Below are 10710 nucleotides of genomic sequence, written 5' to 3'. Positions count from 1 at the left end.
AGTTTTTTTATATTATTGAACGATTCTGGTGAAGCACCTGCAAATCCATAAATAGATTGAAAAGGATCTCCTACAGCAAAAACTCTACCTCCTGTCTTTTTGTAATATTTCATCACAATTTTTAATTGAGCATTCGATAAATCTTGACATTCATCAACGAAAATAATATCATATTTATAAAATGATGTATAATTAAAACATCAGGTAAAAATATCATATCCGAATAATCAATATTTTGATTTTTTCTGCATTTTCAATCCCTTTTTTAATTACTAAGGAAACAATTTTTGTATAACAGTCAAGTTCTATATTACAGTTCAGATCTATATCTAAACCGTAAAATTTAGCAATCTTTGCAATTCCTTCTCTCCCTTGATTATAACTTAAGGTCAGTCTAGATAACGATAACAATTTTTTGAAGTTATTGTCCGCAATTTCGTAGAAAGAAAGTTCCTCTACCTCTCGCATTTTATAATTTGAAAAATCTTCCGGATCAGAGAAATCTATTTCTTTTTTTAATTTTTTCTTCTTTTCAAATGTTTCTTTCAGTTTAGCAAAAGCATCTTTCACATCATTTTGACGTAAATCATTTAAAGGATCTTTTCCTAAGTATTTAGAAAGTATTTTATCATATTTATCGGCATCAATATTACAATCTTTGAATTTATTGTTATTCATTTTTAGAATATTTAAACCTAAAGCATAAGTTGTTTTTACGAATACAGGTCTTGAAAAATTCTGTACTTTTTGACTTATTTCAGTTTGAATTTTTTTGTTGAAAGCACAAAATAAAATTTTCTTGTTAATAGGCAAATGTTTAATCCCTTCAATTAATGTTGATGTTTTTCCTGAACCTGCAACGGCATCAATAATTCCATTATTTTGTTCAGAATTAAAAAAAGCGGAAAATTTTTCCTGTTCAACAGTTGGAATAAATGACATTGTGTGATTATTTTGTTTTTTGGCTATTTTTTTATAATTGGCTATAACTATATACCGAATATCTTTCTGTTTTGCGTAGATATGCATAAATAATGGAGCCTTTTTTTTAGTTTACAGCACCTCAAAAATATTTAATATCATCTGTATTAGTGTAGAAATAATTTTACTCCAGACCGAGTATTAATAAGTATTTCTTTCACTGATCGTTTTTGAGATTATTTTTATAGCTGCTAACTTTTGCAGCTTAAGTGATGTTGCTATTCAAGCGGACTGGTTTTCTCTGCCAAGATAAAACTTTCTTAGTAAAAACAAATTTCCTGTTACCGAAAATCAGCAGTCTCGCTTAGTCGCTTTCAGGCGATGTGTTAATCACCTTGATATAGTCTAATTTTATCAATAGGCATGGGATGATTTATTTGTTTTAGAAGAATTTTGAAAGTTTCTTCAATTTCTATTTCATCCTCACTAGATATCATTAACCTAAGTAATCCATAAAACTCTAAATTATTCGAATCAATAGAGTAGGTTTTAATAAGTTTGTGATCTTTTTGTAGCCTATTTTAAACTGTTTTTCCAAGTACTCAAAGGTCAATCATTATCTTTCCAGTCGACGATCTCAAATTCTGACCAGAGCATTCCAAGTTTACCAGTAACCGACCGTATGAAAAGATCCGCGACATCTAAAGCCTCTTTTACATCATCAATCTCAGGTTTCTTGTACATATGTTCCAACTTATTCCGTAACGTTCGCGATTTTGAAATTATTAAACTAGGAGCCAAGTTAAGGGCGTGAATAATTCTTAACTTAATCGGAATATCAGATTCAAATTCGAAATATTGCAAAAAATCATTTATGATAGGATTAAAATTCTCATACTTCGAAATTAGAGTTTCGATTGTTTGATCAATTTGGCAGTCGATCGCTCTTTTGAATTTGTTATACTATTTATAAAACCTTTTTCATTTCCTTCCTTTAAATCTTCTTTTGCGAACTTCAAAAAATCTTTGGAGAAATGTCGAACGTTGTTTCATTAAAGCTTGTTTCCAAAAGTAGACCGCAAGGTCATGTCTGTCAAGTTCATTTTTGAGTCATTTAAGATTTCTAAAAGGATGTTATTCATCGTTTTTTAATATTTTTTCGATTAATCTACAAGAAGAAATATATTCTACATCATCAAAAATATTTTCTCTCATTCTTTTAAGTTCTGCTTCTACATCAACATCATTAGTTTGCGAAGAAATTAACCTACTGAAAAAATCAAAATCACTATAATTTCTTCTGTGTGGGTCAATTAATTTTTGCAAAGCATAATTAAAATTCTTAACTGGTTTTATTAAATTTAAAGAAGGGGGTTCATCTAAATTGTCTCCTACGACATCAATAAAAAAGGGTGTTTCAATGATAGATAATGGCTCGTAGACAATGAAACGCCTTGTAAAGATATCATCGCAGTATTTTATTGCATCAACTAAATGTAAATTTAAATCTTCAAGAAATTTTTCGTAAACATTATTATACCGTTGGTGATCCTGGCGCATATTAAAAATCTTTAGAATCGATTTACTGTCGTACAGATATGTTCCATTCAAGAATGGCTGAAATTTTTGTTCTAATAATTTAATCAAACTTTCAAATCTGCTAATGTCTGATACTTTTTAAGTACTTTATTGAGTTCTGATTTATGTTTCCTAACAACTAAACTCAATTTTTCAATAATTATATCTAACCATGCATTCAAAAAAAGTTCATGCCTGCTCACAACGTCATTAATGTTATGCTCTACTAATTCAAACCTAAAATCATTATCCTTATGATATCTGAGATATTCGATTTTCCCTTGAGTGCCTCGTAAGAAAAATAAAGTAGAAGACACTAGTTTTCCTGTTTTATCACGTCGAATAGGATGACCCACCAATTCATTTCTTATGTCTCTATTAATTGCATAATTTTCATCTTTCTTTAAATCTCCCTTATTAAAATTAGTTGAAAACAATCTTAGCATATCCTCTATAAAGTCTTGCTGTACATATACAATCTGTAGTAAACTAATATGATATGAAAAAACTTCTGGCAGACCGCTTCTATCAACAGATATTTTTAGCATATCAAGTGTATCGTAAAAATATCCCATCATATCACCAAAATAATTTGTTTTGGCATCTTCATTAAAATTTATTTCGCTTTGACAATATGGATAATCCCAGATATTTAAAATTCCAAACATCCCTAATTGTCTCTAGTTTTTTGTAAATATTATCCATATAAATGTTAATGCGTCAAGTTTTTCAGTCAATTTCTTATAATCGTTTTTTGAGATTACCTTTAATAAATATATCTGCCAGCGGCGGATCAGATGTTTTAAAATTTTACGATTCGTTTTATCATGTTCGCTTCAATATTTTTTGTTATTAAACAAAAACTGAAATCGCTTCCCAGATTCCTCCACCAGATTTTTTATAGCATTCAATTAATGATCTCAAGCCAGATTCCGAAATAACCTTAAATTTCGTTTCAAGGGTATACTTTGTCGCTGAAATGCTTTCAACAACTTCAGTTAAATTTAAATTTTTTTGATAGAAAACATCATTTGTCTTTAGTTTATCAAATTCAAACGCAAATTGTTTCGATATATGACTTCTCACATCAATATTAATTTCCATTGGCCAAAATCAGAACTAAGACTAAAAACAACGCCAAATACTTTTTCGTTTGCTTGCCTGATATGTAACGCACCAATTCCTTCCCATAATTCTTCAATCGATAAATTAGAATTCATTTCTCTTTCTTCAGGAACAAATTCCTCGTTAGGTGCTTTTAAATCAATTTTAATCAATGGATATATAAAATTCCAAAACCCTGATAGTGACTTTCGGTTTGAAGTCCTTTATTTTTTATGCTATCTAAAGTTGATTTACTTATGAAATGAATAAACTCCATAATCTTGGTTTTTCCTATCATTTTATGAGACTAATTACATAAGTGTAACTAATTGCCGTAATTTACTAGGAAAGTTCTAGGGTTATTGGACCAGCTTAATTTAAATAAACAACCACTTCATAATGAAGTGGTTGTTGTAAAAATTTAATATTTAATCCGCTTTTAGCTATCTGCTCTCCAGTAAGACCAGACCGTTCCGTTGTAAACGCAAAACAGCTTTTTAACGGTGTCGTAAACAATCATTCCCGGTGCAGGACTTTTGATCGTATTGGCAGGATCTGCCACCAAAGGCGGAATCATCGCTTTATTGGTATCAGCCAACACAAGAATTCCTGGAGTGTTATCCGTAAAAACACCTCCAATCTGAGCTTTTGCAGTGGACTGCTCAACAGCCGGACTTGCCTGGATGGGAGCCGTAACTACAACATTTGCTCCTACCGCAGGTAATTCTGTGGTGCGTACCGTAAGGTCAACCCAAGTTCCGTTATTTCTTGAAAGCTTAACCCTGCTGTCATTTCGGTCAAAAATAAGAGCTCCGCCTCTCGCAGTGGCTCCCGGATTTAAACTTACATTGGCTGCAGCCGTTACCCACGGCAATATCAACCCCTTATTACCTGTTCCAAATTCTAAAGACACACCCGTCTGTGTAGTCGTCTTTCCGATGGCGATCTGCGCAGAAAATATTGCTGAACATGACAGACCTAAAAATATTGAATATATCAGTTTCATTTTTTCATTTTTTAAAATTAATTTTCTTCAGGACAAGACTGCGTGTTAAAACACTTCCATCCCGTTCGAGTACCATCTGTATTTATTTTCATACAGTTATTGGTTGTATCATAGAACGTCATTCCAACTATCGGAACAGCTATAACAGGAGCAGTCAACGCTACATTTACAGGCTCACCGGCAATAACAGCACCTGCAGTAGTAGCTGCAGCAGGCATTCTATTCATTACAAACGCTTTGGTATTGGCTTCAAGAGCTGTCCACCCGTTATTCCTGATCATTGGCCAGTTTGTATTATTTACTCCCGCCCTGTTAAATGCGGTAATACCGTGTATCGTCGCATTATCAGTTCCTAAGGTTATGGTTGGGTTTCTATAGCATTTACAGTCATTAAGTGCTGAGTTCTGAGAATTCCCGACAGCCTGACCTACTCCTGAAACAGGAGAAGAACCTGTATTGTCTGCTACACCTGCAGCTGCTGCACCTGCAACAAGACCAATACTCGCATTGCTGTTATTTGCACCATTATTGACAACCTGAGGAACACCATTGGCTGCTGTAGCAGTACTGATGATCTGAGAAGGTGTACCTGCTGTCGTTCCGTTAAATCTTACATTGATCTGTCCCGGATTGGTTGGAGAAGTCAAAGGATTAACCATAGAATAAGTGACATTTTCGGAACCTTCAATTGCATCAGGACAGCTGTCGCCGTCTGAATCTGTATCTAAGTGATTAGATATCCCGTCGTTATCTGTATCAAGTTCAATAGGGGTACTGCAGAAATCATTGATTCTTATACGGTGTACGTTTGTTGACCCTCCTGTGGAAGCGGTAAAACCAAAACGAACTTTGCTGGCTCCAAAATAAGTATTTGCAAAATTAGCAGTTGTAAGAGTTCCTGCAGTTATTCCATCAACTGTATACGATAGGGTTTGCGTCCCTGCATTCCAGGTAACTACCACAGGATGATAGGCATTATTTTCCAACTGACCCAAATCAACGGAAGTTGTAAGACCGGCACCCTGATTGTCAGAATCCCAAATCTGACCGTGATCCGCAACAATATCTCCAACACCAGGTCCATTATCATAAGTGTCCAATTCCAGAACTAGACCGTTAGCAATATTCTGTGCACCCATTCCCACACCTGTTGCTCCAACAGCAGCTGTTCCGGCAGGGGAGTTTTGAAATACGACCGCTATACCATCAGCACCGGCATCAAATTCTCCTACAAATGCATCAAAAGTAAAAGAAAAACTTTTTGTAAAATCTACTTTTCCGACTGACCAGTATTGACCACTTTGAGAGCCCGCATTTGGAGTCAACTGTGCAATATTTGCACTTACTCCGGAAGCATTATTATTTGGGACGAAAGTAAAATTGTTTAAAAATGATGCGGCAGCCAAACCATTTTCTGTACAGTCTGTAATACCATCATTATCATCATCGAGATCTACAGTATTTGCCAATCCGTCGATATCTGTATCTGGTTCTATTGTCGCTGTTACAGTACACGTTGTTGTACTTCCATTCAGGTCAACGGTAAGAGTTCTTGATCCTGCAGCTCCTGTCCCGTTGTAAGTAATGGGAACATCAATGAAAGTCGTTGCCGTAGTTACTGTAACTGAGTGAGCGGGATTTGTAAAATCCGTTCCAATTACATTTAAAACATAATTTCCGGGTCCATAAATATCTGAAACAGGAATACGTAATGTTCTTGTTGAAGATGTCCCGGCCCTATACGGAGTGGTTCCCTGAAATGCTGTTCCACCACAATTAAATGTGAATGGCTGAAAATAATCAACAGATGCAAGATCAATATTTGAACTGCCTAATCCTGTTAATGTATATTGAGTAAGGTATTCTGATACTCCAGTAGAAATGTTAATACGATATATAACAACGGTATCATTCCCATTTCCTGAAGAAGCAAAGACAAAGCCATTCAAGTATGCAGTACCTCTTATATTTCCTACATCTATAGTTGTGGCAGTATTTGCCGTTGCATTTCTTACCCCAACAGGTCCTGTGATCTGTGTAATTTGAGTTGCTGTTGCAGAAGTTACAGCTCCGTTAATAGCGATTTTATATAGATACCTTATAAAAGTTGTACCATTTTGATGCTGAAGAATCGTGTAAACATTATTTTCATAATCATAAAATGTATCACTTGCAAAAATGGTTGAACGAGGATTACCAGCAGTTCCATCACCATTAGCATTCCAAATTGCATCGCCTGTAATAGGAATAGCAGCAGAAACAGTAGGATACAACCTGTAAAGATTTTTACCATTAAAACCAAAGACTTGTCCGAAATTGTTTCCCAAAACATTATTAGTTCCTAAACCTCCGATGGTAACAGCAGGTAAGGTAAGTCCTGTTGCAGTTCCATTTTTTAATATCGGACTGTTTGCCGCAGTATTGGAGTTAATAAAAACAAGCGGTTGGTTCGCGACCGTAGTATCGTAACCAATTGCTAAATTACTTACAGATGCACCGTTATTTGCATTGTAATATGCCGGTGATGTAATTGAAGCAGGCAATGTGGTTTGAACAGTTGATGGCGTATTACCCGTAATATCATAAACGTGGCCTACCCCTGTTCCTGCAGATGACAGATATAACTTACCTGCGCTTTGAGCTAAAATTAGTGTTGAATTAACAGCTACTAATAATAGAATTAAAAATATTTTATTTTTCATATAAAAGTATTAGAATAATTATCTCGATTGTCTGTTGAGATGTGAAAAAAATAAATGCCTTTTTATTCTATACTATGGGTGGCGGTCTTACAGAATAGACTTGAGAATAACAATAATCTAAAGATTTGTTATTGTAATGAAAATATTTGTAAGAATGAAGATAATTTAAAGATGATGTTATGAGAAAATTATGATATCTGTGAACTGTCTTTGAAAAATTATCGTGGTGATTATTCGGAACTATATAATCTTTAGCGACCTGATAAACTGTCAAAAACTGTCCTGAAGAAGGATGGTGATAAAACTGATGGCTGTGAAAAAGTTCTTTTTGCTTTTCAAACGCTCTAATCTTTTTATCAACCGTATCCTGTTCGTCTTTTTTCTTCTTTTTGACTGCATTTTGCAACTGATCCTTTAGCGGCGTTTTTTTACTAGAGGCGCTAGCTGTGGATTTAATCAGTATTTGATCTTTTTTACTGACATTAAACAAAAAATCACCACCTTTAAGTCTGATATCCTTGTTAAGGATCTGCTTGTTGAAATTTTCCTCTGTGGAATAAATAATGGCTCCTTTAGCCATTACAATACTTACCTGCTGTCTTATCTCATGTTCAATAGAATCCTGGGCAGAAAGAAAAGAATGACACATGGAGAATATTAAAATTAAAAATATACGGAAACTGTTGAAATTGTTTTGATATTTCAGATATCCGACATGTATAATTCTGGTTATTGGAATTTTATTCAACTGTAATTTTTCCTGCCACAAAATAAACATAATTATCATTAAATCATATTATTATAGATGATTTATTCCTACTCCCAGTATCGAGTTATAAGGTTGCAGTATGTGTAAGAAAAGCTTAAATCACGGGAAGTCTTGTTGATAGGGTCGAATAAACTTACTGCATTTAATACTTAGATATATAAATTAAAATTTTACAGTACTAATTTGTCTGAAATAAAGAATAATAAACTCTATGACTTGCCTCAAAGAGTTTTTATCATTTACAAATGTAATTTAGAGTATCGTTTTTTGAGACTTTATTTGATCTAGAACGTTTCGGGGCTCCTTTGCGATGGTGGGGCATTCGAAGCACAAATCTTCAATTTTGAACAAAATTTGAACCGAAAAACTGCCGTTGAACTTTGCAGTTTCGCCCCACTATTGCAAAATCCTTGTTGAACTAAACCTCCGGTAGCTTTTCCCTTCGCTGTTTTATTAACTTTGGTAAAACAACAAAAAATCTTTAAAATGGCTACAAAAAAAATCTCCGGAGGAGTTAAGGGTAAACAAAATTCTGAACCGTGCCTCGAGCGAAGTTAGTGGTTTTGCCGAACTGCTGCAACGCTTCGAAAGGAATATTTCGATCTTGGGCAGGAGCCCCAGAACGTTCGACAATTATTCCCGCCATGTGACAGCCCTGGCACTGCATTTTAAAACCCTGCCTACCGAGTTGGATCCCGAACAGGTCAAAGATTATCTTTTTGAACTGCAGCAACGCTCCAAAACTCCTTCCCAAACTTACTTTAAACACACCGTTTACGGACTTCGCTTTTTATTGAAAACGGAAGGCCTGCCTTATAGTTTTCTGCATCTTCCCGCTATTCCACAAGTGAAAAAGCTTCCTGTCATCCTGAGTCGGGAAGAGATCTGGCGTATGCTTCAATCCGCCGAACTCCTGAAACATAAACTGCTCATCGGACTTATTTACGGCTGTGGACTGCGGTGTATGGAAGTAAGGAATATCGAACTTCAGCATCTGGATTTTGACCGGAAGATGTTACATGTTGTTCAGGGTAAAGGGAGCAAAGACCGGTATGTTCCTTTGTCGGAACATTTGATCAGTGGACTGAAAACCTTTATCAGTATTGAGAATCCTAATCAGTATCTGTTTAATGGCAATCAAAACAGGAATATCGAAGATATTGATGTTTTAGCTCCGAATAGAAAAGATTTCGATTCCCGCTACAGTCAGCGTGGCGTGCAGTGGGTAATAAAAACCATCTCTAAAAAAGCAGGCATCACCAAAGAGGTGCACACCCACACGCTACGACACAGCTATGCGACTCATCTGCTGGAAGACGGTGTTCCGATCATTATGGTGCAGAAACTTCTGGGTCATGAGCGTATTGAAAGTACAATGGAATATCTTCATGTGTGCCAGCTCTCGGACCAAAAACCGCACAGTCCTTTGGATACGGTATTTACTTTATGCAGCAGGAATGCAGGCCCGAAGTAAAGGTGCGAATGTAGCAGAAGTTCTTCGCAAAATCAATTTATCATCCCAAAACTTCAGCGTTCATCAGGAAAAGACATTGCGGGCATTGTCCAACTGCCGGACTTCTGCCTTGGGTGGTCATATTGATACGTGTGATGGTTGCGGAAATCTTTCCATCAGTTACAACTCCTGCCGTAACCGGCACTGTCCGCAGTGCCAGGGTCATAAACGGGAAGAATGGATCCAGAAGCGCGAACAGGACCTCTTGCCCTGCAGCTATTACCATGTGGTTTTTACCCTGCCGGAGGAGTTGAATGGGCTCGCAATATCCCAGCCCCAACTTATTTACAAGATCCTGTTTGAGGCCGCCTGGGCCACTTTGAACCAGTTCGGCAAAACCGAAGGCCTGCAGCTGGGCATGATTGGTGTTTTGCACACGTGGGGACAAAACCTGAGTCTTCATCCGCATCTGCACTGCATTGTGCCGGGAGGTGGTCTCACGATGCAGGGAAAATGGAGAAAGAAAGTAAGGACGGATAAGTTTCTGTTTCCAGTAAAAGCGCTGAGCAAAGTCTTTCGGGCAAAGTTTGTGACTTCCTTAAGAGCCTGTGGAATTACTGACCGGGATTTAATGGAGAAACTCTTCACCAAGAACTGGGTCGTATATGCCAAGCGGCCTTTTGGCGGCCCGAAACAGGTGATCGAGTACTTGGGGAGATACACTCACAAAGTCGCCATCAGCAATCACCGCATAAAAGAAGTGACGGATCAGCAGGTCCGTTTTGAGTACAAAGATTACCGCAAAGGCGGCGAAAAAAAGGAAATGACTCTTGCAAACACGGAGTTTGTCCGGAGGTTTTCGATGCATATTTTACCGAAAAGATTTGTAAGGATCCGGCATTACGGCATCCTGAGCAGCAGCTGGAAGCGTGGGAAACTGCAGGCACTGCAATCCGATTTGAAAATCAGAGTTACTGCAGCAAAACCGAAAACTTTGCTCCGGAAATGTCGAAGTTGCAAGGAAGGAAACTTAGTCACTATAGCTGTTTTCGGGCAGCGCGGTCCGCCACCGGAATTTCTTTTCGTTATCCAACCATTGTCTGCAAAATAACCTTTGCGGGTAAGGGAATTTATATGCTGCAGCGAAGAAAAACCTGCAGAAAACCACTCATAAAGG

The 10710-nt window shown here is 36.6% G+C and carries 11 protein-coding genes and 1 pseudogene; 2 read left to right on the top strand and 10 right to left on the bottom strand.

Features of this window, described 5'->3' with window-relative positions; all coding sequences use genetic code 11:
* The 10 genes and pseudogenes from FDY99_RS23745 to FDY99_RS22520 all read right to left on the bottom strand — a co-directional run.
* Positions 1-170 (bottom strand): annotated as a pseudogene (locus tag FDY99_RS23745) (UvrD-helicase domain-containing protein); the annotation flags it as partial.
* Between the two features lie 43 nt (positions 171-213).
* Positions 214-942, bottom strand: a complete 729-nt coding sequence (locus tag FDY99_RS22555; RefSeq protein WP_139423914.1) for a UvrD-helicase domain-containing protein — start codon at positions 940-942, stop codon at positions 214-216.
* 588 nt (positions 943-1530) lie between these two features.
* On the bottom strand, positions 1531-1665 hold the full coding sequence (locus FDY99_RS23565) for a hypothetical protein (RefSeq protein ID WP_262711433.1): 135 nt from the start codon (positions 1663-1665) through the stop codon (positions 1531-1533).
* 390 nt (positions 1666-2055) lie between these two features.
* Entirely contained in the window at positions 2056-2568 is a 513-nt protein-coding gene (locus FDY99_RS22550) for a hypothetical protein (protein WP_139423913.1), read from the bottom strand.
* Positions 2565-3167 (bottom strand): hypothetical protein, encoded by a 603-nt coding sequence (locus FDY99_RS23105; RefSeq protein ID WP_162304202.1) that lies wholly within the window; start codon positions 3165-3167, stop codon positions 2565-2567. The genes FDY99_RS22550 and FDY99_RS23105 overlap by 4 nt, the downstream gene beginning before the upstream one ends.
* 184 nt (positions 3168-3351) lie before the next feature.
* Positions 3352-3603 carry a hypothetical protein gene (locus tag FDY99_RS22540; RefSeq protein WP_139423912.1) on the bottom strand — a complete coding sequence of 84 codons (252 nt, stop codon included), beginning with the start codon at positions 3601-3603 and terminating at the stop codon, positions 3352-3354.
* A complete protein-coding gene (locus tag FDY99_RS22535; RefSeq protein ID WP_139423911.1) occupies positions 3582-3776 on the bottom strand; it encodes a hypothetical protein in 195 nt (64 codons plus the stop codon). The genes FDY99_RS22540 and FDY99_RS22535 overlap by 22 nt, the downstream gene beginning before the upstream one ends.
* 266 nt (positions 3777-4042) lie before the next feature.
* Entirely contained in the window at positions 4043-4609 is a 567-nt protein-coding gene (locus FDY99_RS22530; RefSeq protein ID WP_139421433.1) for a hypothetical protein, read from the bottom strand.
* Between the two features lie 17 nt (positions 4610-4626).
* Positions 4627-7311: an L-type lectin-domain containing protein gene (locus FDY99_RS22525; protein ID WP_139421435.1), complete on the bottom strand. Its 2685-nt coding sequence runs from the start codon at positions 7309-7311 to the stop codon at positions 4627-4629.
* A 67-nt stretch (positions 7312-7378) separates the two neighbouring features.
* The gene (locus FDY99_RS22520) at positions 7379-7960 is read right to left on the bottom strand and encodes a hypothetical protein (RefSeq protein WP_139421437.1); all 582 of its coding nucleotides are present in this window, start codon (positions 7958-7960) and stop codon (positions 7379-7381) included.
* A gap of 724 nt (positions 7961-8684) precedes the next feature.
* On the opposite strand from FDY99_RS22520, the gene FDY99_RS22515 reads away from it, so the two are divergent.
* Complete coding sequence (locus FDY99_RS22515; protein ID WP_228377001.1) at positions 8685-9554, top strand: tyrosine-type recombinase/integrase; 870 nt, start codon at positions 8685-8687, stop codon at positions 9552-9554.
* On the top strand, positions 9538-10644 hold the full coding sequence (locus FDY99_RS22510) for an IS91 family transposase (protein ID WP_139421439.1): 1107 nt from the start codon (positions 9538-9540) through the stop codon (positions 10642-10644). Before FDY99_RS22515 ends, FDY99_RS22510 begins: the two co-directional genes overlap by 17 nt.
* Positions 10645-10710: the final 66 nt, after the last annotated feature.

The organism is Chryseobacterium mulctrae, from assembly GCF_006175945.1.
In the GTDB taxonomy this organism is placed as follows: domain Bacteria; phylum Bacteroidota; class Bacteroidia; order Flavobacteriales; family Weeksellaceae; genus Chryseobacterium; species Chryseobacterium mulctrae.
This window is presented reverse-complemented; position numbering and strand designations above follow the sequence as displayed.

What these genes read in the sequence shown, in the direction of transcription:
- FDY99_RS22555 (WP_139423914.1), bottom strand. Translation starts at nt 942, where the DNA reads ATGTCATTTATTCCAACTGTTGAACAGGAAAAATTTTCCGCTTTTTTT.
- FDY99_RS23565 (WP_262711433.1), bottom strand. Translation starts at nt 1,665, where the DNA reads ATGTACAAGAAACCTGAGATTGATGATGTAAAAGAGGCTTTAGATGTC.
- FDY99_RS23105 (WP_162304202.1), bottom strand. Translation starts at nt 3,167, where the DNA reads ATGTTTGGAATTTTAAATATCTGGGATTATCCATATTGTCAAAGCGAA.
- FDY99_RS22540 (WP_139423912.1), bottom strand. Translation starts at nt 3,603, where the DNA reads ATGGAAATTAATATTGATGTGAGAAGTCATATATCGAAACAATTTGCG.
- FDY99_RS22530 (WP_139421433.1), bottom strand. Translation starts at nt 4,609, where the DNA reads ATGAAACTGATATATTCAATATTTTTAGGTCTGTCATGTTCAGCAATA.
- FDY99_RS22525 (WP_139421435.1), bottom strand. Translation starts at nt 7,311, where the DNA reads ATGAAAAATAAAATATTTTTAATTCTATTATTAGTAGCTGTTAATTCA.
- FDY99_RS22520 (WP_139421437.1), bottom strand. Translation starts at nt 7,960, where the DNA reads ATGTGTCATTCTTTTCTTTCTGCCCAGGATTCTATTGAACATGAGATA.
- FDY99_RS22510 (WP_139421439.1), top strand. Translation starts at nt 9,538, where the DNA reads ATGCAGGCCCGAAGTAAAGGTGCGAATGTAGCAGAAGTTCTTCGCAAA.